Source organism: Streptomyces sp. NPDC087440 (assembly GCF_044744005.1).
Taxonomy (GTDB): domain Bacteria; phylum Actinomycetota; class Actinomycetes; order Streptomycetales; family Streptomycetaceae; genus Streptomyces.
Genome location: NZ_JBIUXN010000002.1, coordinates 74,658 through 96,577 on the forward strand (window position 1 = coordinate 74,658; position 21,920 = coordinate 96,577).

20 protein-coding genes and 1 pseudogene are annotated in these 21,920 nt (G+C 71.6%); 16 read left to right on the plus strand and 5 right to left on the minus strand.

The genetic code is table 11. The features are described from left to right. Positions 1 to 27 precede the first annotated feature (27 nt). The 9 genes from map to ACIO3O_RS05090 all read left to right on the plus strand — a co-directional run bounded on the left by map (position 28) and on the right by ACIO3O_RS05090 (position 6,236). Complete coding sequence (map, locus tag ACIO3O_RS05050) at positions 28 to 864, plus strand: type I methionyl aminopeptidase (RefSeq protein WP_401742056.1); 837 nt, start codon at positions 28 to 30, stop codon at positions 862 to 864. Between the two features lie 196 nt (positions 865 to 1,060). Next, positions 1,061 to 1,282, plus strand: coding sequence for a translation initiation factor IF-1 (infA, locus tag ACIO3O_RS05055; RefSeq protein WP_003956442.1), 222 nt, complete (start codon positions 1,061 to 1,063; stop codon positions 1,280 to 1,282). Between the two features lie 58 nt (positions 1,283 to 1,340). Next, a complete protein-coding gene (gene rpmJ, locus ACIO3O_RS05060) occupies positions 1,341 to 1,454 on the plus strand; it encodes a 50S ribosomal protein L36 (protein WP_009740505.1) in 114 nt (37 codons plus the stop codon). A 202-nt stretch (positions 1,455 to 1,656) separates the two neighbouring features. Then, the gene (gene rpsM, locus ACIO3O_RS05065) at positions 1,657 to 2,037 is read left to right on the plus strand and encodes a 30S ribosomal protein S13 (protein WP_401742061.1); all 381 of its coding nucleotides are present in this window, start codon (positions 1,657 to 1,659) and stop codon (positions 2,035 to 2,037) included. Positions 2,038 to 2,111: 74 nt separating this feature from the next. After that, a complete protein-coding gene (rpsK, locus tag ACIO3O_RS05070; protein ID WP_003948617.1) occupies positions 2,112 to 2,516 on the plus strand; it encodes a 30S ribosomal protein S11 in 405 nt (134 codons plus the stop codon). 181 nt (positions 2,517 to 2,697) lie between these two features. Further along, a complete protein-coding gene (locus ACIO3O_RS05075) occupies positions 2,698 to 3,720 on the plus strand; it encodes a DNA-directed RNA polymerase subunit alpha (RefSeq protein WP_185028035.1) in 1,023 nt (340 codons plus the stop codon). A 130-nt stretch (positions 3,721 to 3,850) separates the two neighbouring features. Next, the gene (gene rplQ / locus ACIO3O_RS05080) at positions 3,851 to 4,336 is read left to right on the plus strand and encodes a 50S ribosomal protein L17 (RefSeq protein ID WP_401742066.1); all 486 of its coding nucleotides are present in this window, start codon (positions 3,851 to 3,853) and stop codon (positions 4,334 to 4,336) included. A gap of 112 nt (positions 4,337 to 4,448) precedes the next feature. Further along, complete coding sequence (gene truA / locus ACIO3O_RS05085; protein ID WP_401742069.1) at positions 4,449 to 5,330, plus strand: tRNA pseudouridine(38-40) synthase TruA; 882 nt, start codon at positions 4,449 to 4,451, stop codon at positions 5,328 to 5,330. 126 nt (positions 5,331 to 5,456) lie between these two features. Continuing rightward, complete coding sequence (locus ACIO3O_RS05090) at positions 5,457 to 6,236, plus strand: hypothetical protein (RefSeq protein ID WP_401742072.1); 780 nt, start codon at positions 5,457 to 5,459, stop codon at positions 6,234 to 6,236. A 27-nt stretch (positions 6,237 to 6,263) separates the two neighbouring features. On the opposite strand, the gene ACIO3O_RS05095 is transcribed toward ACIO3O_RS05090, so the two are convergent. Together ACIO3O_RS05095 and ACIO3O_RS05100 are read right to left on the minus strand one after the other, a co-directional pair. After that, on the minus strand, positions 6,264 to 7,442 hold the full coding sequence (locus ACIO3O_RS05095; protein ID WP_401742075.1) for a hypothetical protein: 1,179 nt from the start codon (positions 7,440 to 7,442) through the stop codon (positions 6,264 to 6,266). A gap of 127 nt (positions 7,443 to 7,569) precedes the next feature. Next, positions 7,570 to 8,436, minus strand: a pseudogene (locus ACIO3O_RS05100) (hypothetical protein); the annotation flags it as partial. Positions 8,437 to 9,014: 578 nt separating this feature from the next. On the opposite strand from ACIO3O_RS05100, the gene ACIO3O_RS05105 reads away from it, so the two are divergent. The 4 genes from ACIO3O_RS05105 (at position 9,015) to glmM (ending at position 13,653) form a co-directional block, all read left to right on the plus strand. Then, positions 9,015 to 10,634, plus strand: coding sequence for an ABC-F family ATP-binding cassette domain-containing protein (locus tag ACIO3O_RS05105; RefSeq protein ID WP_401742078.1), 1,620 nt, complete (start codon positions 9,015 to 9,017; stop codon positions 10,632 to 10,634). Between the two features lie 435 nt (positions 10,635 to 11,069). Beyond that, positions 11,070 to 11,513: a 50S ribosomal protein L13 gene (gene rplM / locus ACIO3O_RS05110; RefSeq protein ID WP_189821091.1), complete on the plus strand. Its 444-nt coding sequence runs from the start codon at positions 11,070 to 11,072 to the stop codon at positions 11,511 to 11,513. 44 nt (positions 11,514 to 11,557) lie between these two features. Then, positions 11,558 to 12,085 (plus strand): 30S ribosomal protein S9, encoded by a 528-nt coding sequence (gene rpsI / locus ACIO3O_RS05115; RefSeq protein WP_401742082.1) that lies wholly within the window; start codon positions 11,558 to 11,560, stop codon positions 12,083 to 12,085. Between the two features lie 209 nt (positions 12,086 to 12,294). After that, positions 12,295 to 13,653 carry a phosphoglucosamine mutase gene (gene glmM, locus ACIO3O_RS05120; protein WP_401742085.1) on the plus strand — a complete coding sequence of 453 codons (1,359 nt, stop codon included), beginning with the start codon at positions 12,295 to 12,297 and terminating at the stop codon, positions 13,651 to 13,653. A gap of 72 nt (positions 13,654 to 13,725) precedes the next feature. Here glmM and coaA read toward each other — a convergent pair whose 3' ends face one another. Further along, positions 13,726 to 14,712, minus strand: a complete 987-nt coding sequence (coaA, locus tag ACIO3O_RS05125) for a type I pantothenate kinase (RefSeq protein ID WP_401742087.1) — start codon at positions 14,710 to 14,712, stop codon at positions 13,726 to 13,728. Between the two features lie 124 nt (positions 14,713 to 14,836). Here coaA and glmS point away from each other — a divergent pair, with 124 nt between their 5' ends. Beyond that, positions 14,837 to 16,687 carry a glutamine--fructose-6-phosphate transaminase (isomerizing) gene (glmS, locus tag ACIO3O_RS05130; RefSeq protein WP_401742090.1) on the plus strand — a complete coding sequence of 617 codons (1,851 nt, stop codon included), beginning with the start codon at positions 14,837 to 14,839 and terminating at the stop codon, positions 16,685 to 16,687. 29 nt (positions 16,688 to 16,716) lie between these two features. Further along, complete coding sequence (locus ACIO3O_RS05135) at positions 16,717 to 17,085, plus strand: holo-ACP synthase (protein ID WP_401742093.1); 369 nt, start codon at positions 16,717 to 16,719, stop codon at positions 17,083 to 17,085. Between the two features lie 233 nt (positions 17,086 to 17,318). Here ACIO3O_RS05135 and ACIO3O_RS05140 read toward each other — a convergent pair whose 3' ends face one another. Continuing rightward, positions 17,319 to 19,613: an endoglucanase gene (locus ACIO3O_RS05140; RefSeq protein ID WP_401742095.1), complete on the minus strand. Its 2,295-nt coding sequence runs from the start codon at positions 19,611 to 19,613 to the stop codon at positions 17,319 to 17,321. Positions 19,614 to 19,643: 30 nt separating this feature from the next. After that, a complete protein-coding gene (locus ACIO3O_RS05145) occupies positions 19,644 to 20,201 on the minus strand; it encodes a hypothetical protein (protein ID WP_401742098.1) in 558 nt (185 codons plus the stop codon). Positions 20,202 to 20,354: 153 nt separating this feature from the next. Here ACIO3O_RS05145 and ACIO3O_RS05150 point away from each other — a divergent pair, with 153 nt between their 5' ends. Next, positions 20,355 to 21,830 carry an NAD(P)H-hydrate dehydratase gene (locus tag ACIO3O_RS05150; protein ID WP_401742100.1) on the plus strand — a complete coding sequence of 492 codons (1,476 nt, stop codon included), beginning with the start codon at positions 20,355 to 20,357 and terminating at the stop codon, positions 21,828 to 21,830. Positions 21,831 to 21,920: the final 90 nt, after the last annotated feature.

Genomic DNA, 21,920 nt, shown 5'->3' on the forward strand with positions numbered 1-21,920 from the left:
AGTCATACGAGCGTGGAAGGCACACCCATGGTGGAGATCAAGACTCCCGAGCAGATCGCGAAGATGCGTGAGGCGGGCCTGGTCGTCGCCGCCATTCACGCGGCCACCCGCGAGGCGGCCGTCCCCGGCGCCAGCACCAAGGACCTGGACGAGGTCGCCCGCAAAGTGCTCGCCGAGCACGGCGCGAAGTCGAACTTCCTCGGGTACGGCGGTTTCCCCGCCACCATCTGCACCTCGGTGAACGAGGTCGTGGTGCACGGCATCCCGGACGAGAAGACGGTCCTCAAGGACGGCGACATCATCTCCGTCGACTGCGGGGCCATCGTGGACGGCTGGCACGGCGACGCGGCGTACACCGCCTTCGTCGGCTCGGGCCACGCGCCGGAGCTCCTGGAGCTCTCCCGGGTGACCGAGGAGTCCATGTGGGCCGGTATCGCCGCCATGAAGCAGGGCAACCGGCTCGTCGACATCTCGAAGTCCATCGAGGGCTACATCCGCCGCCAGCCGCGTCCGGCGACCGGCAAGTACGGGATCATCGAGGACTTCGGCGGGCACGGCATCGGCTCCGAGATGCACATGGACCCGCACCTGCTGAACTACGTCACGCGCAAGCGCGGCAAGGGCATCAAGCTGGTCCCCGGTGTCTGCCTCGCGATCGAGCCGATGGTGTCGCTGGGCACGGCCCAGACCGAGACCCTCGCCGACGACTGGACGGTCATCACGACGGACGGCACCTGGTCCTCGCACTGGGAGCACTCCATCGCCCTGACCGAGAACGGCCCGCTGGTCCTGACCGCCGTCGACGGCGGCAAGGCCAAGCTGGCGGAGTACGGCATCACCGCCGCTCCGGACCCGTTGGCGTAACGCCTGCGGCCGGTCGGCGTGAAGGGTTCGCCCCGGTGGGGTGAATGCCGCATAACGATCATCAGTGTTGGGCAAACTTGACGGATTCGTCTTTTCGGGTGGCCTGACGTAGACTGACTCGTCGGCTCGCGTGCATCCGTATGCCTGCATACGGAGTGCAAGAGTCGATCAAGGTAGCCGATTCGAAGGGCGAAGCGTGGCCAAGAAGCAAGGTGCCATCGAAATCGAGGGCACCGTGATCGAGTCCCTCCCGAACGCAATGTTCAAGGTGGAACTGCAGAACGGTCACAAAGTCCTCGCGCACATCAGCGGCAAGATGCGTATGCACTACATCCGCATCCTCCCGGATGACCGGGTCGTCGTGGAGCTCTCTCCGTACGACCTGACGCGCGGCCGGATCGTCTACCGGTACAAGTAGATCTTGCCGCGCCCCTTCCGGGGGGCATGTGGCACTGACCCGGAGAACCTGACATCCCATGAAGGTCAAGCCGAGCGTCAAGAAGATCTGCGACAAGTGCAAGGTGATCCGCCGTCACGGCCGGGTCATGGTCATCTGCGAAAACCTGCGCCACAAGCAGCGCCAGGGCTGACGCACGACCTTTCCTGCATCTCGCAGTTCTTCGCGCGACGCAAGCAATTCGTACATACGCAGAGCACGACCGGTCCATCGAGGCCGGCGGCACCTCCGGCGGGGGCCGGGGACCCGGACGTACCACCTCATCCAGCGTGATGCGGTCGGCGGTCGGGAGCAGCTCTGTGGAAGACCCCCGAAATAACAACTGGAGCCATTGAATGGCACGCGTTTCCGGTGTTGACATCCCGCGCGAAAAGCGCGTGGAGATCGCACTCACCTACGTCTTCGGTATCGGGCGCACCCGGTCCAAGGAGATTCTCGCCGAGACCGGCGTGAACCCCAACACCCGCGTTCGTGACCTGGCCGAAGAGGACCTGGTCAAGATCCGCGAGTACGTGGACGCCCACCTCCGCACCGAGGGTGACCTCCGTCGCGAGATCCAGGCCGACATCCGCCGCAAGGTCGAGATCGGCTGCTACCAGGGTCTGCGTCACCGTCGCGGTCTCCCGGTCCACGGTCAGCGCACCAGCACCAACGCGCGTACCCGCAAGGGCCCGCGTCGCGCGATCGCCGGTAAGAAGAAGCCGGGCAAGAAGTAGTCCTTAGCGGACACGCTTACCAAGCGGTCTTCGCTGTAGGACCGACCACCTCCCTCTCCATCTGGAGTTAAGACATGCCCCCCAAGGGACGTCAGGGCGCTGCCAAGAAGGTGCGCCGCAAGGAAAAGAAGAACGTCGCTCACGGCCACGCGCACATCAAGAGCACGTTCAACAACACGATCGTGTCCATCACGGACCCGACCGGCAACGTGATCTCGTGGGCCTCCGCCGGCCACGTGGGCTTCAAGGGCTCGCGCAAGTCCACCCCCTTCGCCGCGCAGATGGCCGCCGAGTCGGCCGCCCGCCGCGCGCAGGAGCACGGCATGCGCAAGGTCGACGTCTTCGTCAAGGGTCCCGGCTCCGGCCGTGAGACCGCGATCCGCTCCCTCCAGGCCACGGGCCTCGAGGTCGGTTCGATCCAGGACGTCACCCCGACGCCGCACAACGGCTGCCGTCCGCCGAAGCGTCGCCGCGTCTGATGCGTCGCCGCTGGTGACAGCGGTGTCGTGAAGTACCCGTGTGGTGAGTGGGACTGCGGAGACCGACCTCCGTGGTCCGCTCGCCTCGCGTTTCGGGCGGTGCAGCCTCTTTGGGGCCGTACCGCCCGTACCCTTGTGGTAGTTGGCGTCAAATAGTGGGCGCCAAGAACAAAGGAACCCCATGCTTATTGCTCAGCGCCCGTCGCTGACCGAAGAGGTCGTCGACGAGTACCGCTCCCGGTTCGTGATCGAGCCGCTGGAGCCGGGCTTCGGTTACACGCTCGGTAACTCCCTGCGTCGTACGCTCCTCTCCTCGATCCCGGGTGCGGCGGTCACGTCCATCCGCATCGACGGTGTCCTGCACGAGTTCACCACCGTGCCGGGCGTCAAGGAGGACGTCACCGACCTCATCCTCAACATCAAGCAGCTGGTCGTCTCCTCCGAGCACGACGAGCCGGTCGTGATGTACCTGCGCAAGCAGGGTCCCGGCCTGGTCACCGCTGCCGACATCGCGCCCCCGGCCGGTGTCGAGGTGCACAACCCGGACCTGGTCCTCGCCACGCTCAACGGCAAGGGCAAGCTGGAGATGGAGCTGACCGTCGAGCGCGGTCGCGGCTACGTCTCCGCCGTCCAGAACAAGCAGGTGGGCCAGGAGATCGGTCGTATTCCGGTCGACTCCATCTACTCCCCGGTGCTCAAGGTCACGTACAAGGTCGAGGCGACCCGTGTCGAGCAGCGCACCGACTTCGACAAGCTGATCGTCGACGTCGAGACCAAGCAGGCCATGCGCCCGCGTGACGCCATGGCGTCCGCAGGCAAGACCCTGGTCGAGCTGTTCGGTCTGGCGCGCGAGCTCAACATCGACGCCGAGGGCATCGACATGGGCCCGTCCCCGACGGACGCCGCCCTGGCCGCCGATCTGGCGCTGCCGATCGAGGAGCTGGAGCTCACCGTTCGGTCGTACAACTGCCTCAAGCGCGAGGGCATCCACTCGGTGGGCGAGCTCGTGGCCCGCTCCGAGGCGGACCTGCTCGACATTCGCAACTTCGGTGCGAAGTCGATCGACGAGGTCAAGATGAAGCTCAACGGCATGGGCCTGGCCCTCAAGGACTCGCCCCCCGGGTTCGACCCGACCGCCGCCGCCGACGCCTTCGGCGCCGACGACGACGCGGATGCCGGTTTCGTGGAGACCGAGCAGTACTAAGAGCTTTGCCCCGGGCGCGCTCCCCGTTTCGTGCGGAGCGCGCCCGGCACAGACTGCCCGTGAGCGTTCGCTCGCGGGGCCCTGACACCGGTACCTGATACGGCCGGTGCAGATCACAAGGAGAAACACCATGCCGCGTCCCGCAAAGGGTGCCCGTCTGGGCGGCAGCGCCGCGCACGAGAAGCTGCTCCTCGCGAACCTCGCGAAGTCGCTCTTCGAGCACGGCCGCATCACGACGACCGAGGCCAAGGCCCGCCGCCTGCGCCCCGTCGCCGAGCGTCTCGTCACCAAGGCGAAGAAGGGCGACATCCACAACCGTCGCCTGGTGCTCCAGACGATCACGGACAAGAGCATCGTCCACACGCTCTTCACCGAGATCGCCCCGCGCTACGAGAACCGCCCCGGTGGTTACACGCGCATCACCAAGATCGGCAACCGTCGTGGCGACAACGCCCCGATGGCCGTCATCGAGCTGGTCGAGGCCCTCACCGTGCAGCAGAACGCTGTGGGCGAGGCCGAGGCCGCCACGAAGCGCGCCGTGAAGGAAGACGACACCAAGGCCGAGCAGGCCGAGGTCGTCGAGGACGCGAAGCCCGAGGGCGACGAGTCCAAGTAGTACTTGGTAGTACAGGTTCGGGCCCGTTCCCAGTTTTCTGGGGGCGGGCCCGTTCTGCTGTGGGGTGCCGGGTTTCGTGTGTCGTGTTCCGTGGTGAGCGTGGAGGTTGGTTGTGGCTGACGAGGTGGCGGACGGGTTCGTACGGGTGAGGCTGGACCTCTCGTACGACGGCAAGGACTTCTCCGGGTGGGCGAAGCAGCCCAGCGGGCGGCGGACCGTGCAGGGGGAGATCGAGGCGGCGCTGCGGACGGTGACCCGGTCGGAGACGAACTTCGACCTGACGGTGGCCGGGCGGACCGACTCCGGGGTGCACGCGCGCGGGCAGGTGGCGCACGTGGACCTGCCGGAGGCGGTGTGGGCGGAGCACGAGGAGAAGCTGCTGCGGCGGCTCGCGGGGCGGCTGCCGCACGACGTGCGGGTGTGGAGCGTGGCGCGGGCGCCCGAGGGGTTCAACGCGCGATTCTCGGCGATCTGGCGGCGGTACCAGTACCGGGTGACGGACCATCCGGGCGGTGTCGATCCGCTGATCCGCAGTCATGTGCTGTGGCACGACTGGGAGGTGGACGTCGAGAAGATGAACGCCGCCTCCGCACTGCTGCTCGGGGAGCACGACTTCGCGGCGTACTGCAAGAAGCGGGAGGGCGCGACGACGATCCGTACCCTCCAGGAGCTGTGGTGGGAGCGCGGGGCGAACGGGGTCGTCACCGGGACCGTGCGGGCGGACGCCTTCTGCCACAACATGGTGCGTTCGCTGGTGGGTGCGCTGTTGTACGTCGGGGACGGGCACCGGGACGTGGAGTGGCCGGCGAAGGTGCTGGCGGCGCGGGTGCGGGACTCGGCGGTGCACGTGGTGAAGGCGCACGGGCTCACGCTGGAGGAGGTCGCCTACCCGGCGGACGAGCTGCTCGCGGCGCGGGCTGTCGAGGCGCGGAACGTGCGGACGCTGCCGGGGAGCGTGTCCGGAAGTGGGGAGGGTGGGGGTGGTTGTTGCTGATGTGGGACAGGGGGCGTGAGGGAGGCAGGTGGTGAGGGGGCTTGTGGTGACTTGTCCGGGCTCATTGTCAGTGGGCTGTGCGAAGGTGTTTTCAGACATCGAATCGGGTGGCGTACGGGGGCTGTGATGACGGGGGCGAAGAAGAGCGGGGTGTGGGTGCTGCTGGTGGCAGTGGCACTGTTCGCGGCGTTGGTTGTGCCGCGGGTCCTGTCCAAGGACGGGGACGACCGGCCGTCCCAGGCGGCCGGGGTGTCGCTGGGCGTGCCCAAGAAGTCCGGGGAGGACGCGGCGAAGGGGGCGCCCGACGCGGCGAAGGGCGGCGGTCCGGTGCCGGGGAGCACGGGGGGCGGCGAGGCGTCCGGGGACGGTGCGGGCGACGGTTCGGAGGAGAAGGAGGCGGACCGGGCGGCGATCGGGGAGGCCTTCGCGGCCGTCCGTACCGGGGACTGCCTGGCCCTCTTCGACACTGGCGGCGGGTGGAACACCCGGATACCCCAGAAGGTCGGCTGCGGGGGGGACGCGGGGCTGACCCGGGTCAGCGCGGTGCGCACCGGGTGGAGCGCCTGCCCCGCGGGGGACGGACTGTCGTACGTGGTGCACCGCTCGGACAAGGGCAAGCGGGTGCTGTGTCTGACCCGGCAGTACAAGGCCGGGTACTGCGTCCTGGCCGAGAAGGGCACCGGGGCGGCCGGGGCGACCATGCGGCTCGGGTCCATGACGGCGGTCGACTGCAAGGCGAAGAAGCTCGTCAAGCCCTACGACACCGTGCTGCACATCACCGGGGTGTACGGGCCGGAGACCGGCAGGACCGGGTGCAGCAGGGCCCTCGACGACAAGACCTTCTACTGGTTCTGGCGGGTGAAGGGCGACGAGACGTTGCTCTGCACGATGGTCTACCGGGGCTGAGGCCGGCGGCCCCTTCTCGGAGGGGGGTCAGCGGCGGGTGGCCGCCCAGAGGACGACCCCGGTCGCGGCCATGGCGACGAAGGTGATGCTGCCGAGCGCGTAGAGGAACGGGAACCAGAGCAGGGCGAGCAGGGCGCAGTACCCGGCGGCCAGGACAGAGATGCCCAGCTGGACGCGGGCGGGGCCGTTGTGGTTGAGGCGGACCAGGACGGCCAGGAAGACCGCGGTCCACAGGGCGGCGCGGGGCTGGCCGAAGGTGAGGACGCGGGCGACGTCGCTGATGACGCCGTACACGCTCTGCTGCACCAGGTCGGCCTGGAGGTTGGCGATCTCGCGCAGCCCGGTGGAGCCTCCTGCGGCGCGCTGCACCTCGGTGAGGTTGTGCACCGAGGTCCGGTAGAACTCGTACACCGCGAGCAGGGTGAAGCCCAGGGCGTGCAGGATGCCGGTGGTGAAGCCGGTGGCGCGGGCGCGGTGCAGGGCCCGGCGCTCGTCCGGGGTCGAGGGCGCGTCGGGGAGGGGCGCCGGTTCGGGGGCGTCGTCGGACTGCTGGCGGTGCTGGCTGTAGTGCGGGGTCGCGGTGCTGATGCCGGGGTACGGGGTGTGGGCCCAGGCGCGTCCCGGGGCGGGGGGCGGGGTGCGGGTGTCCTGGTGCGCCGGGGCCGAGGCCGCGGCGGGGGTGGAGGCCGTGGCACGGCGGGGGGTGGGTGCGGGGCGGGCGGCCGAGGTGGCGCCGGAGGCCGGGTTGGGCGTTGCGGCGGGGCCGGGTGCTGGTGCGGGGCGGGTGGCCGGAGCGGGGCGGGCGGCGGGGGCCGGGCGTGTGGTCGGCGTGGGGGGTTGCGGGGCGGCGGGGGACTGCTGGTGCGGGACCGCCTGGGGCCAGCTGCGGCGGGGTGTGGCGGTGGTGAGCTGGGAAGTGTCCGAGGTCTTCGGGGTGCCTGAGGTCTTCGGGGTTTCGGGGGTGCGGGGCTTCGGGGTGGGCTGCTGGGCGGAGTCCGGGTAGGGAGGGTGCTTCTCCTGCGAGGGCTCCGGGGTTTCGGGGGTCTTGGAGGTGCGGGGCTTCGGGGTGGGGAGAGGGGTGTCGGTGGGCGGGGTGCGGTCCTCGGGGGTGGGGTTCGAGGGCTTGGTGGGTTCGGGCTTGGTGGGGGACGTCGGTGGGGCAGGGGTGTCCGGCGTGCGCTGTTCTTCGTTCCTGCCCGTGTTCATGTGCTCCAGCTCCCCGATGGTGGCGGGCCCTTGTTGCGGCCCGGCGCCAGGGTAGTCAGGGGGCGGATGGGTCGCCAGGGGCGGGCCGGGGCCTGTACGGCATCGACACAGACCCCGGCGGTGGACGTCAGCTGCTGGCGGTGGTGTCGGCGGTGGCCGCGGCGGAGGCCTGGACCCGGCCGCGCTCCACGATGCGGAGGAAGGTGTACTTCGCCGCGTCGTCGCCGAGGGCGAAGACGTTCTTGTCCTGGGTGGTGACGTTCCGCTTGTTGTCGGTGAAGCCGCTGACGGTGAAGTAGGCGTAGCGGCCGTAGGAGTTGGCGGTCTTGCGGCAGATGGTGCCGTTGCGGCAGAAGGTGGGGACGCCGGAGCCGGGGAGGGAGGCGACGCCGTCCTTCACCTGGTTCTTGGCCTTGAGCGCCTGGGCCTCGGTGGGGAAGACCGCCACGCCGACGGTCACGGCCGCGCCGTCCTTGGTGAAGGTGGCGCGGATGAGCTGGGTGCAGCCGTTGGCGTTGAGGATGCCGCCCAGGCGGCCCTGGGTGCCGGAGGCGCAGGCGGTGACGCGGTTCGTGGCGCCCTTGGCGTAGGTGCGGCCCTCCAGGGTGAGGGACGTGCCGGGGAAGAGGGTGTCGGCGCTGAGGGGCGCCTTGTCCTTCTCGGCGCTGGAGATGAACTCCTTGGGGTCCGGCGGGGGCGGGGGCGCGACCGGGGAGAAGGAGGGGGCGGGGGCGCCGGGGCCGGTGGGGAGGGACTCCGGGGAGGGCAGGGAGGTGTTCTTGCCGTCGGAGGGGGTCGTGCCGGAGGAGACGATCGCGGTGGTGACGAGGGCGGCGACGGTGAGGGTGGCGAGGAGGCCGCCGCCGATGTAGAGGAGGCGTTTGCGGCGGGTGCGGGTGGCGGCGGCGTCGGCGAGGGCGGACCAGTCGGGGGAGGGGGTGGGGGTGGGGGTGGGGTTGACCTGGGCGGTCGGGCCTGGGCCTGCGCCTGGGCCCGGGTGGGCGGGGTGGCCGGGCGGGCCGGGGTGGCTGGGCTGGCCGGAGTGGCCGGTGGGCGGCGGGCCCGCGTAGGGGTTGTGCGGGGTGGGGGTGCTGGGGGCGGTGTAGGGCGTGGCGGTGTCGGGGGTGGGGCGGAGGGCGCCGGGCGGGGCCGGGAGCGGGAGGGGCCGCCCCCCTTGCCCGCCCGTTCCGCCCCCGGGGGGCGGCCCCGCCGCCCAAGGGGGGCTGGGCGGTCCGGCGGCCCGAGAGGGGCTGGGCGGTCCGGCCCAAGGGGGGCTGGCGGGGGTAGGGCCCGCAGGGGGGTCGGCGGGGGTGGGGGCCGCAGGGACGTGGGGCGTGGGGGGCGCAGGGTCGTGGGGTGTGGGGGCCGCAGGGGCGTGAGGTGTGGGGGGTGGGCCGAAGTGGCCCTGGGGGGTGGGTGGTTGAGGGGTGCCGTGAGGGGGGTTTGCCCCGGGGGCGTCCGAGGGTCCCCCATGCCCGATGCTCATGGGCCGCATCCTAATGACACCGCCGCCGGTGGGGTGGGGGCGTAAAGCGGTTGGGGCGGGGAGGGACGGGCGGCGAGAATGCCCGTATGGGACATCTTGAGGTCGGACACGTCGAGTACTACTTGCCGGACGGGCGGGTGCTGCTCGGCGACGTCTCGTTCCGGGTGGGCGAGGGCGCCGTGGTGGCGTTGGTCGGGCCCAACGGGGCCGGGAAGACCACGCTGCTGAAGATCATCGCGGGCGAGCTCCAGGCCCACGGGGGGTCGGTCACCGTGAGCGGTGGGCTCGGGGTGATGGGGCAGTTCGTGGGGTCCGTACGGGACGAGCGGACGGTCCGGGACCTGCTGGTGTCGGTGGCGCAGCCGCGGATTCGCGAGGCCGCCACCGCCGTCGACAAGGCCGAGGCCGCGATTCTGGAGCGCGACGACGAGGCCGCGCAGATGGAGTACGCGCAGGCGCTGAGCGACTGGGCGGAGGTCCAGGGGTACGAGGCCGAGACCGTCTGGGACATGTGCACCATGGCCGCGCTCGGGGTGCCGTACGAGAAGGCGCAGTGGCGCGAGGTGCGCACGCTCAGTGGCGGTGAGCAGAAGCGGCTCGTGCTGGAGGCGCTGCTGCGGGGGCCCGACGAGGTGCTGCTGCTGGATGAGCCGGACAACTATCTGGATGTGCCGGGCAAGCGCTGGCTTGAGGGGAAGCTCAAGGAGACGCGGAAGACGGTTCTGTTCGTCAGCCACGACCGGGAGCTGCTGTCGCGGGCGGCGGAGAAGATCGCGAGCGTGGAGCCGGGGCCGACGGGGTCGGAGGTGTGGATCCACGGGGGTGGCTTCGACACGTATCACGAGGCTCGCAAGGAGCGGTTCGCTCGTTTTGAGGAGCTGCGGCGGCGGTGGGACGAGAAGCACGCGCAGCTGAAGAAGCTGGTGCTGAGCCTCAAGCAGGCGGCCTCGATCAGCCATGAGCTGGCCTCCCGGTACGCGGCGGCGCAGACGCGGCTGCGGAAGTTCGAGGAGGTCGGGCCGCCGCCGGAGCCGCCGCGCGAGCAGGACATCAGGATGCGGCTGCGGGGCGGGCGCACCGGGGTGCGGGCCATCACCTGCGAGGGCCTGGAGCTGACGGGGCTGATGAAGCCCTTCGACCTGGAGGTCTTCTACGGGGAGCGGGTCGCGGTTCTCGGGTCGAACGGGTCCGGGAAGTCGCACTTCCTGCGGTTGCTGGCGGGGGACGACGTCCAGCACACCGGGATGTGGAAGCTCGGGGCGCGGGTCGTCGCCGGGCACTTCGCGCAGACGCACGCGCATCCGGAGCTGATGGGGCGCACGCTGGTCGACATCCTGTGGGCGGAGCACTCCAAGGACCGGGGCGGGGCGATGTCCGTGCTGCGGCGGTACGAGCTGGAGGGGCAGGGGGATCAGGGGTTCGACCGGCTGTCGGGTGGGCAGCAGGCGCGTTTCCAGATTCTGCTGCTGGAGCTGCGGGGGACGACCGCGCTGCTGCTCGACGAGCCGACGGACAACCTGGACCTGGAGTCGGCGGAGGCGCTTCAGGAGGGGTTGGAGGCGTACGAGGGGACGGTGCTGGCGGTCACGCATGACCGGTGGTTCGCGAAGTCCTTCGACCGGTATCTGGTGTTCGGGGCGGACGGGGTCGTGCGGGAGACGGCGGAGCCGGTGTGGGATGAGCGGAGGGTGGAGAGGGCGAGGTAGGGGCCTGGGCGGGGCTGCCGGGGCGGGCCGGGCCCCCTTGGACGTGCGTCCGGTGTGGGGGCGGGGCCAGGGGCGGCACCGGGCTGGGCCGGGAGCGGGAGGGGCCGCCCCCTTGCCCGCCCGTTCCGCCCCCGGGGGGCGGCCCCGCCGCCCAAGGGGGCGGAGGGAAGCTGCGCCGCCCAGGGGGCTGCGGCGGCTCTGCGGCCCGAGGGGGCGGGGGCGTTTTGACCCGTGAGGGGGGCGCGGGTAATGTTGCCGTTTGTTATGCGTATTGGCTTGCGCGTTCTTGTGACGCGAAGGGTCTTTGCGCAGGTTCCCTGGAGCAGTTACCAGTGGCTCACATACGGGCGGTGTTCCCGGCAGTGTGGTCCCCAGCTGCATGATCGCTTCAGGTGTGTCTGGAATCCCATCCACTGAAGAAGCGAAGGCTACGAAGTGCGTACGTACAGCCCCAAGCCCGGCGATGTCACTCGCCAGTGGCACATCATCGACGCGCAGGACATCGTCCTGGGTCGTCTGGCGACCACGGCAGCGAACCTCCTGCGAGGCAAGCACAAGCCGACCTATGCCCCGCACATGGACATGGGTGACTTCGTCATCATCATCAACGCCGACAAGATCCACCTGTCGGGCAACAAGAAGACCCAGAAGATGGCGTACCGCCACTCTGGCTTCCCGGGCGGTCTGCGCTCGATGCGCTACGACGAGCTCATGGAGAAGAGCCCGGAGAAGGCCGTCGAGAAGGCCATCAAGGGCATGATCCCCAAGAACACCCTGGGCCGTCAGATGCTCTCGAAGCTGAAGGTCTACGCGGGCGACACCCACCCGCACGCTGCTCAGCAGCCGGTCCCGTTCGAGATCACCCAGGTCGCGCAGTAGTTCCGGCCACCCCCTAAGACGTACAGAAAGATCTGAGGAGAATCGTGGCCGAGACCACTGTTGAGAACCCCGTCGAGGGCACCGAGGGCGAAGAGACCTTCGCTGAGGTGACCACCTTCGAGTCGGAGGTTCCCGTCGAGGGCGAGTACACCAGCGAGTCGCTGGCGTCCCGCTTCGGCGACCCGCAGCCCGCCGCCGGCCTTGGCCGTCGCAAGAACGCCATCGCCCGCGTCCGGATCGTTCCGGGCACCGGCAAGTGGAAGATCAACGGGCGTACGCTCGAGGACTACTTCCCGAACAAGGTCCACCAGCAGGAAGTCAACGAGCCCTTCAAGGTGCTCGAGCTCGACGACCGCTACGACGTCATCGCCCGCATCTCGGGTGGCGGCGTGTCCGGCCAGGCCGGTGCGCTCCGTCTGGGTGTCGCCCGTGCGCTGAACGAGGCCGACGTCGACAACAACCGCGCCACGCTGAAGAAGGCCGGCTTCCTCTCCCGCGACGACCGTGCGGTCGAGCGCAAGAAGGCCGGTCTCAAGAAGGCCCGCAAGGCGCCGCAGTACAGCAAGCGCTAGTCACGCGCCTGCCCGGTCCGCTCGCGCGGTCCGGCTGCATCACGGCATCACCGTTCGCCCCGGTGGCACTCTCGTGCCGCCGGGGCGTTCGTTTAGTTCGATCTATCACCTTTTTCTGACGCTAATTGGACTCTCTCGGGCGTATAACGGGCACGAAGCGCTCAGGGGATTGCGTTTTCGAAGCACGACGGCATTACGGAGGACAAGCTGTGGGACGACTCTTCGGCACGGACGGTGTGCGCGGCGAGGCCAATGCGGATCTGACGGCGGAGCTGGCGCTCGGTCTGTCGGTCGCGGCCGCGCACGTGCTCGCCGAGGCGGGCACTTTCGCGGGCCATCGGCCGACGGCAGTGGTGGGGCGGGACCCGCGGGCGTCGGGAGAGTTCCTGGAGGCCGCCGTCGTGGCGGGTCTGGCGAGCGCGGGCGTGGACGTCCTGCGCGTCGGTGTGCTGCCCACCCCCGCGGTGGCGTATCTCACCGGTGCGCTGGGTGCCGACCTCGGCGTGATGCTCTCCGCGAGCCACAACGCGATGCCCGACAACGGCATCAAGTTCTTCGCGCGCGGCGGCCACAAGCTGGCGGACGAGCTGGAGGTGCGCATCGAGAACCTCTACGAGCAGCACCGCAGCGGCGAGGCCTGGGACCGCCCGACGGGCGCCGGCGTCGGCCGCGTCACGGACTACGACGAGGGCTTCGACAAGTACATCGCCCACCTCATGGGCGTGCTGCCGAACCGCCTCGACGGCCTGAAGGTCGTCCTGGACGAGGCGCACGGCGCGGCGTCCCGCGTCTCCCCGGAGGCGTTCGCGCGCGCCGGGGCGGAGATCGTCACCATCGGCGCCGAGCCGGACGGCCTCAACATCAACGACGGCTACGGCTCCACGCACATGGAGCGCCTGCAGGCCGCCGTCGTCGAGCACGGCGCCGACCTCGGTGTCGCGCACGACGGCGACGCGGACCGCTGCCTGGCCGTGGACCACAAGGGCGAGGAGGTCGACGGCGACCAGATCCTCGCCGTGCTGGCGCTCGCCATGCGCGAGGCCGGTCAGCTGCGCAAGAACACCGTCGTCGGCACGGTCATGTCCAACCTCGGCTTCAAGCTGGCCATGGAGGGCGAGGGCATCGACGTCGTGCAGACCGGTGTCGGCGACCGCTACGTGCTGGAGTCGATGAAGGAGCACGGGTACGCGCTGGGCGGCGAGCAGTCCGGCCACGTGATCGTCCTCGACCACGCCACTACCGGCGACGGCACCCTCACCGGCCTCATGCTGGCCGCGCGGGTCGCCGCCACCGGCCGCAGCCTCGCGGAGCTCGCGGGGGTCATGAACCGGCTGCCGCAGATCCTCATCAACGTGCGGGACGTCGACAAGTCGCGGGTCGGGACGTCCGCCGACCTCGCCGCCGCCGTCGCCGACGCCGAGCGCGAGCTGGGCTCCACCGGCCGGGTGCTGTTGCGCCCCTCGGGCACCGAGCCGCTGGTGCGCGTGATGGTCGAGGCCGCGGACATCGACCAGGCGAAGGCCGTCGCCGGCCGCCTGGCGGACGTGGTCAAGTCCGCGCTGGGCTAAGGGTTGTGAGCGGTACGTGAGAGGGCCCGGCCGGAAGCGATTCCGGCCGGGCCCTCTCACGTACCGGAGCCTCTAGAGCTTGCGCAGGGAGAGGCGCTGGACCTTGTGGTCGGGGCCCTTGCGGACGACCAGGGTGGCGCGGCCGCGGGTGGGGGCGACGTTCTCCAGGAGGTTGGGGCGGTTGATGGTGCGCCAGGTGTTGCGGGCGTAGTCCAGGGCCTCCTCCTCGGAGACCTGGGTGTACTTGCGGAAGTACGAGAAGGGGTTCTGGAAGGCGGTGGCGCGGAGCTTGCGGAACCGGTTGAGGTACCACTGCTCGATGTCCTCCTCGCGCGCGTCGACGTACACCGAGAAGTCGAAGTAGTCGGCGAGGCCCACGCGGGTCTTGCCGTCGCTGCCCGGGAGGGCCGGCTGGAGGACGTTGAGGCCCTCGACGATGAGGATGTCCGGGCGGTGCACGGTCAGGCGCTCGCCGGGGACGATGTCGTAGATCAGGTGGGAGTAGACGGGGGCGGTGACCTCGTCCTTCCCGGCCTTCACATCGGCGACGAAGCGGGTCAGGGCGCGGCGGTCGTACGACTCGGGGAAGCCCTTCCTGGCGGTCAGGCCGCGCTTCTCCAGCTCCCGCATGGGGTACAGGAAGCCGTCCGTGGTGACCAGCTCGACGCGGGGGTGCTCCGGCCAGCGGGCCAGCAGCGCCGCCAGGAGGCGGGCGACGGTGGACTTGCCGACGGCGACGCTGCCCGCGACTCCTATGACGAACGGGGTGCCGCGCTGGGCGCCCTTCTCGCCGAGGAAGGTGTTGAGGGCGCCGCGCAGGTTGCCGGTGGCTCCGACGTAGAGGTTCAGCAGGCGGGAGAGCGGGAGGTAGATGTCGCGGACCTCGTCGAGGTCGATGACGTCGCCCAGACCGCGCAGCCGCTCGACCTCCTCGGCGGTGAGGGGCAGCGGCGTCTTCTCGCGCAGGGCGCTCCACTCGGCGCGGGTGAGGTCCAGGTAGGGGGACGACTCGGCCCGGCGGTGGGAGCTTCGTGGCGGCGAAGTGATCACACAGTCCATTGTCGGGGCTGGGGCGGGGTTGTCGCGGGGTGGGAGGGGTGGGGTGGGTCACGTGGCGGGGCGGGGTCCTGTGCAGGCGCGTCCCGGACGGAGTGCGGAGGGCCCGCGGCTTACCCTGCCCCTTATGTGTGGAATCGTGGGATATGTGGGCGGTCAGTCGGCGCTGGACGTCGTGGTGGCGGGGCTGAAGAGGCTGGAGTACCGGGGGTACGACTCGGCCGGGGTCGCGGTGCTCGCGGACGGCGGGCTGGTGGCGGCGAAGAAGGCCGGGAAGCTGGTCAACCTGGAGAAGGAGCTGCTGGAGCGGCCGCTGCGGGCCGGCGGGACCGGCATCGGGCACACCCGGTGGGCGACGCACGGCGGGCCCACCGACGCGAACGCCCACCCGCACCTCGACGGTGCCGGGCGCGTGGCGGTCGTCCACAACGGGATCATCGAGAACTTCGCGCAGCTGCGCGAGGAACTGCTCGCGCGGGGGCGGGAGCTGACCTCCGAGACGGACTCGGAGGTGGTGGCGCACCTGCTGGCCGAGAGTTTCGCCGGGTGCGGGGAGGACCTCGCGGAGGCGATGCGGCGGGTGTGCGGGCGGCTGGAGGGGGCGTTCACGCTGGTCGCGGTGCACGCGAACGTGCCGGACCTGGTGGTGGGGGCGCGGCGGAACTCTCCGCTGGTGGTGGGCGTTGGAGAGGGTGAGTCCTTCCTGGCGTCGGACGTCTCCGCGTTCATCGCCCACACGCGGTCCGCGATCGAGCTGGGGCAGGACCAGGTGGTGGAGCTGCGGCGGGACGCGGTCACCGTCACCGACTTCGCCGGTGTGCCCGCGGACGTACGGGCGTACCACGTGGACTGGGACGCCTCGGCGGCCGAGAAGGGCGGCTACGACCACTTCATGCTCAAGGAGATCGCCGAGCAGCCGAAGGCGGTCGCGGACACCCTGCTCGGGCGGATCGACGGCGGCGGGCGGCTCGCGCTGGACGGGGTGCGGATCGCGGACGCCGTGCTGCGGGAGGTCGACAAGGTCGTCGTGGTGGCGTGCGGGACGGCCTTCCACGCCGGAATGATCGCCGCGTACGCGTTCGAGCGGTGGGCGGGTGTGCCCTGCGCGGTGGAACTGGCCAGCGAGTTCCGCTACCGGGACCCGATCCTGGGTGCGCGGACGCTGGTGGTCGCGATCTCGCAGTCCGGCGAGACCATGGACACGCTGATGGCGCTGCGGCACGCCCGGGAGCGGGGGGCGAAGGTGCTGGCCGTCTGCAACACGAACGGCTCGACGATCCCCCGGGAGTCGGACGCGGTGCTCTACACCCATGCCGGGCCGGAGGTCGCCGTCGCCTCGACCAAGGCCTTCCTGACCCAACTGGTCGCCTGCTACCTGGTGGCGCTGCACCTGGGGCAGGTGCGCGGGGTCGACGGCGGCGAGGAAGTGCGGCGCGTGGTGCGGGAGTTGGCGGGGATCGCCGGGGCGGTGGAGAAGGTGCTCGCGACGATGGAGCCGGTACGGGAACTGGCCCGGTCCCTGGCGGGCGAGGACACCGTGCTCTTCCTGGGGCGGCACGTCGGGTATCCGGTGGCGCTGGAGGGGGCGCTGAAGCTGAAGGAACTGGCGTACATGCACGCGGAGGGCTTCGCGGCCGGGGAGCTGAAGCACGGGCCGATCGCGCTGGTGGAGGAGGGGGTGCCGGTGGTGGTCGTGGTGCCGTCGGTGCGGGAGCAGCCCGTGCTGCACGGGAAGGTCGTGTCGAACATCCAGGAGGTACGGGCGCGGGGGGCGCGGACGATCGTCGTCGCGGAGGAGGGGGACGAGGCGGTCGTGCCGTACGCGGACCATCTGGTGCGGGTGCCGCGGACGTCTACGCTTCTTCAGCCGTTGGTGACGACGGTGCCGTTGCAGGTGTTCGCGTGCGAACTGGCGACGGCGCGGGGCAATGAGGTGGATCAGCCGAGGAATCTGGCGAAGTCCGTGACCGTGGAATGAGCTCGCAATGAGCTGGCTGGAGTGGGCGCGTGATTGTTGGGGTCGGGATCGATGTGGCCGAGATCGAGCGGTTCGGGGCGGCGTTGGCGCGGACGCCGCAGATGGCTGAACGGCTGTTCGTGGAGCGGGAGTTGATGCTGCCGAGCGGGGAGCGGCGGGGGGTGGCGTCACTGGCGGCCCGCTTCGCGGCGAAGGAGGCGCTGGCGAAGGCGCTGGGGGCGCCGGCGGGGCTGCTGTGGACGGACGCGGAGGTGTACGTGGAGGACAGCGGGCAGCCGAGGCTGCGGGTGCGGGGGTCGGTGGCGGCGCGGGCGGAGGCGTTGGGGGTGCGGTCGTGGCATGTGTCGCTGAGCCATGATGCGGGGGTGGCTTCGGCGGTGGTGATCGCGGAGGGGTGATCGCGTCGCGGCCGGTACGGGTGGGCCGGGGGTCCTTCGGGTGCGCGGCCGGTGCGGGGGCTGGGCGGGGGCTCCCGGGCTGGGCCGGGAGCGGGAGGGGCCGCCCCCTTGCCCGCCCGTTCCGCCCCCGGGGGGCGGCCCCGCCGCCCAAGGGGGCTGGGGTGGGGTGGGGGGAGGGGGCGGCCTCGCCGCGGGCGACGTCGGTGCCGGGAGCCCGCCACCGCACCGTCAGGTCAACCTCGGACCCTCCCCGCACGGCGGCGCGCCGCCAGGGTGAGGGCGCCCAGGGCGGTCAGGGTGACCGCTGCCGCCCCCAGAGGGACGGCGGCGCTGCCCGTGGCGGCGAGGGGCCCCGTGGCCCCGCCGACACCGCCCCCACCGGCCGAGCCGCCGACGCTGCCACCGGTGTCCGCTCCGCCGACGCTGCCGCCGCCGACCGTGCCCGCGCCGGACGTGTCGTCGCCGGTGGTGGTCCCGGTGGTCCCGGTCGTGGAGTCGCCGCCGGTGGTCCCCGACGTACCGGAGTCGGAGCCTCCGGTGGTGTCGGTGCCTCCCGTGGTCTCCGTACCGCCGGTGGTGTCCGACCCGCCAGCGGTGTCCGTTCCGCCCGTGGAGTCCGACCCACCAGCGGTGTCGGTTCCGCCGGACGTGTCGGTTCCTCCGGACGTGTCCGTGCCTCCGGCGGTGTCCGTGCCCCCGGACGTGTCCGTTCCCCCGGTGCTCCCCGTACCCGGCGTGACCGTCAGCAGGGCGCCCGGTGTGCGGACCGTGCCCGCCGGGTTGCTGAAGGCTGCGCGGTAGAGGGAGTTGGACTGGGGGAGGGCCGTGGTGAGGGTCAGGGTGGGGGTGGTGGCGCCGGGGACGCGGGTCCAGGTCTTGCCCGCGTCCGTGCTGGTCTCCCAGATGACGGTCGGCTCCGGGAAGCCCGTGGCCGCCGCGGTGAAGGTGGCCTTCGCGCCCGCGGTGACCGTTGTGGGGGCCGGGTTCGTCGTCGGGGTGGCCGCGGTGTGGCGGGCGGTCTGGGTGACCGTGCCGGAGGCGACCGAGAACAGGGCGCGGCGTGCGGGGTCCAGGGCCAGGGCCGTCGGCTGGTTGCCGGTGGGGAGGGTCTCGGTGACCTTGCCGGTCTTCAGGTCCACGGCGGCGGCCGTACCGGCGGTGGTCTGGGCGACGTACAGGGTCTGCGAGGACGCGTCGTGGACCATCGCCTTGGGGTTGCCGCCGACCGTCAGCGTGCCGGTGACCTTGTTGGCCTTGAGGTCGACGGTGAAGACCGTGCCCACGCCGAGGTTGGCGACGTAACCGGTGGACGACGTCGGGTCGACGGTGACGCCCATGCTGCCGAGCGCCGTGTTGCCGAGCTCCAGCGTGCCGGTCGCCTTGCCGGTGGCGCCGTCGACCGCGGTGAGGATGTTGCTGAAGACGACCGCGCCGTCGACCGACTGGCTGTTGATGTGGGTGGCGTACCCGGTGCCGGTTGCCGTGTCGACGGCCAGGCCGCCGGGGAAGCGGGGCAGGACCACCGGCTCGCCGACCGGCTTGGCGGTGGCGGTGTCGTACACCGTGATGGAGCGGGCCGTCTGGTTGCCGACGAACAGCCGCCCCCTGGCCGGGTCGACGGCGAGGTGGTTGATGTTGCCGGGGAGGGCCGCCCACTCCTCGACGAGCGTGCCGGTCTTGGTGTCGTACGTGCCGATCCGGTCGGTGAAGCCCAGGTGGAGGATGCCGGTCTTCGCATCGAGCGCGAGGACCTGGGCGCTGGCGGGGAGGGGGACCGGGGTGCCGACCGGCTCGCCGGTCGTGGAGTCGTACGTGGTCAGGGACGCGCCCTTGTCGCTGTTGCGGGCGACGTACAGCCGCCCGTTCGCCGGGTCCGCCTCGGCGTCGGTGGCTCCGCCGCCGGTGGTCGGGTAGGCGCGGACGACGGTGTGCTTGACGGTGCCCGCCGGTACCTCGGGGGGCACGACCGCGCCCGCGCCGAAGGTGATCGGGACGATGACGTCCTGGTCGCGGTCGCCCGCGTGGGTGTGGTCGGCGCGGGTGACGATCGCACAGCGCTGCTCGGTGCAGTCGGCGCCGCTGTCCTTGACCCGGGCGGTCAGGTCGAGGGTGAACCCGCCCTTGCCGCCCGCCTGTTCGGTGAACTTCTTCACCAGGTCCTTGGCGTAGTCCGGCGGGTTGTTGGAGATCCAGTACGAGGAACCGGACGCCCCGGACAGGTCCGCGCCGCCCAGGCACGGGGACGGGGCCTCGCCCTCCTTGCCCAGCACGCAGACCGCGAGGTAGACGCCCTTGTCGAGGGCGTAGCCGGAGCCGGTGACGGTGACCTTCTCCTTCTCCGGGTCGAGGTCCTTGGTGTTCGAGACGGTGAGGGTCTGGCCGGTGGGCCCGGTGGCCGTGCCCGGAGTGGGCTTCGGCTTGGGGTCGTCGGGGGCGGCCTGGGCGAGGCCGGTCAGGGCGGTGGTGAGCAGGCCCGCGGAGGCCGCGGCCAGCAGGACGCGTGCGGGTCTTCGGGGTGCGGGGCGCATGGGACGCGTACCTCCGGGGGCGCGGCAGGGCTAGTTGAAGGTCACGGGGACGTACACGTCGTACGTGCGGTCCGCGCTGTCGTAGTGGTCGGCGCGGGTGACGATCGCGCACTTCACGCCGGACTGGCCGCAGGTGACGGTGTCGGAGAGCTTGGCCTTGACGTGGATCTGCACGGAGAAGGAGCCGCGGCCCGCCGCCTCGGTGTACGGGGAGGAGTTGTTCGGCGAGAGCCAGTACCAGTCGGAGTTGACCCAGTGCGAGGCGCCGGTGGTGCCGGACTCGTCCTGGCCGCCGAGGCAGGGGGTGGGCTTGTTGTTCCAGGTGGCGGGGTTGGCGGTGTCGACGCCCGCCGGTATCGCACAGAGGCCGACGTAGACGCCCTGGTCGGGGTTGTAGCCGGTGCCGGAGACGGTCACGTTGGCGCCGGAGGCGGCGGCGGTGTTCGGGGCGGTGAGGGCGAGGTTGTAGGTCTGGCCGCCCTCAACGGTGGTGCGGTTCGCGGTGGCGGCGGAGGCGGGGGAGGCGAGGGCCGCGGTGAGCGCGAGGGCACCGACGAGGGGGAGGGCGGCGCGGGCGGTTCTGGACATGGCGGAGGGACCCTTCGGACGGCAGGAGTGCTTAGGTTAGGCAAACCTAAGTAAAGAAATGATCGCGCGTCAACCCGCAGGCGATCGCGGCGACTTGGCCGAGGGCCCTTCCGTGCCGGGCGGGTGTCGGACCTCTGCGGCACACTCGGAGGCATGCGAACCGCACACCGTGTCGAGACCGTGAGGACCGCCGAACGGGAGGCCATGGCTAGGCTCCCCGAGGGCGCGCTGATGCAGCGCGCCGCCGCCGGACTGGCCGCCGCCTGCGCCGACCTGCTGGACCGGCGGGTGTACGGGGCGCGCGTCGTCCTGCTCGTCGGCAGCGGCGACAACGGCGGCGACACGCTGTACGCGGGGGCCAGGCTGGCCCGGCGCGGCGCCGGGGTGACGGCGGTGCTGCTCGCCCCCGACCGCACCCACCCGGGCGGCCTCGCCGCGCTGCGGGCGGCGGGCGGCCGGGTGCTCACCGGCCCGCACGACGGCGTCGACGGCGACGTGGTCGGACGGCACGGCGCCCACGAGGTGCTCGCCCGCGCCGACCTCGTCCTCGACGGGATCGTCGGCATCGGCGGGCGCGGCGGACTGCGCGCGGAGGCGGTGCCGCTGGCCCGCGCGGCCCGCGACTCGGGGGTCGTGGTGGTCGCCGTGGACCTGCCGAGCGGCGTCGACGCGGACACCGGTGAGGTCGCCGGGGAGTGCGTGACGGCGGACGCGACGGTGACGTTCGGGGCGTACAAGCCGGGACTGCTCGTCGACCCGGCGCGCACGCGTGCGGGCGTGGTGCGGCTGGTCGACATCGGGCTGGACCTCTCGGTGCCCGCGGACGTGGAGGCGCTCCAACACGCCGATGTGGCACGGCTGTTGCCCGCGCCGGACGCGGAGAGCGACAAGTACCGGCGCGGGGTCGTCGGGATCGTCGCCGGGTCGGCGAAGTACCCGGGGGCGGCCGTGCTGTGCGTCGGCGGGGCGCTGCGCGGCGGGGCGGGCGCGGTCCGCTACGTGGGCGGCGGCGGGGACGCGGTCCTCGCCCGCCACCCCGAGGTGCTGGTGCACGACGGGACGCCGGGCGGGGCGGGCCGGGTGCAGGCCTGGGTGATCGGGCCGGGGCTCGACGACGGGGTGGCCGGGGCCCTGGACGAGGTGCTGGCCTCGGACGTGCCGGTGCTGGTCGACGCGGACGCGCTGGGGGCGCTCGATCCGGACGCGGTACGGGAACGGGGTGCGCCGGTGGTGCTCACCCCGCACGCGGGGGAGGCGGCGCGGCTGCTCGGGATCTCGCGGGAGGAGGTCGAGGGGCGGCGGCTGGACGCGGCGCGGCGGCTGGCGGGGCGGTACGGGGCGACGGTGCTGCTGAAGGGGTCCACGACGGTGGTGGCGTCCGGGGGGAGCCCGGTGCGGGTCAATCCGACGGGGACGCCGTGGCTGGCGACCGCGGGCAGCGGGGACGTGCTGGCGGGGGTGATCGGGGCGCTGCTGGCGGCGGGGCTGGGGGCGGTGGACGCGGCGTCGGTGGGGGCGTACGTGCACGGGCTGGCGGGACGGTTGGTGCGGCCGGGGGTGCCGGTGGTGGCGGGGGACGTGGCGGAGGGGCTGGGGGCGGCGTGGGGGAGTGTGGTGGGGGAGCGGTAGGGGCCGGGGGCCCTGCGGAAGGTGCGTGCGGGGCGGGGGCGTGGGCGGGGGCGGCACCGGGCGGGGCCGGGGCCCCTGCGCGAGGTGCGT

Bases quoted from the DNA above. Each gene is read 5' to 3' on its own strand.
- rplQ (WP_401742066.1), top strand. From the start codon at position 3,851: ATGCCGCGTCCCGCAAAGGGTGCCCGTCTGGGCGGCAGCGCCGCGCAC.
- ACIO3O_RS05095 (WP_401742075.1), bottom strand. From the start codon at position 7,442: ATGAACACGGGCAGGAACGAAGAACAGCGCACGCCGGACACCCCTGCC.
- coaA (WP_401742087.1), bottom strand. From the start codon at position 14,712: ATGGACTGTGTGATCACTTCGCCGCCACGAAGCTCCCACCGCCGGGCC.
- ACIO3O_RS05150 (WP_401742100.1), top strand. From the start codon at position 20,355: ATGCGAACCGCACACCGTGTCGAGACCGTGAGGACCGCCGAACGGGAG.
- rpsM (WP_401742061.1), top strand. From the start codon at position 1,657: ATGGCACGCGTTTCCGGTGTTGACATCCCGCGCGAAAAGCGCGTGGAG.
- glmS (WP_401742090.1), top strand. From the start codon at position 14,837: ATGTGTGGAATCGTGGGATATGTGGGCGGTCAGTCGGCGCTGGACGTC.
- ACIO3O_RS05105 (WP_401742078.1), top strand. From the start codon at position 9,015: ATGGGACATCTTGAGGTCGGACACGTCGAGTACTACTTGCCGGACGGG.
- rpmJ (WP_009740505.1), top strand. From the start codon at position 1,341: ATGAAGGTCAAGCCGAGCGTCAAGAAGATCTGCGACAAGTGCAAGGTG.
- ACIO3O_RS05090 (WP_401742072.1), top strand. From the start codon at position 5,457: ATGACGGGGGCGAAGAAGAGCGGGGTGTGGGTGCTGCTGGTGGCAGTG.
- rpsK (WP_003948617.1), top strand. From the start codon at position 2,112: ATGCCCCCCAAGGGACGTCAGGGCGCTGCCAAGAAGGTGCGCCGCAAG.
- ACIO3O_RS05140 (WP_401742095.1), bottom strand. From the start codon at position 19,613: ATGCGCCCCGCACCCCGAAGACCCGCACGCGTCCTGCTGGCCGCGGCC.
- ACIO3O_RS05145 (WP_401742098.1), bottom strand. From the start codon at position 20,201: ATGTCCAGAACCGCCCGCGCCGCCCTCCCCCTCGTCGGTGCCCTCGCG.
- map (WP_401742056.1), top strand. From the start codon at position 28: ATGGTGGAGATCAAGACTCCCGAGCAGATCGCGAAGATGCGTGAGGCG.
- ACIO3O_RS05075 (WP_185028035.1), top strand. From the start codon at position 2,698: ATGCTTATTGCTCAGCGCCCGTCGCTGACCGAAGAGGTCGTCGACGAG.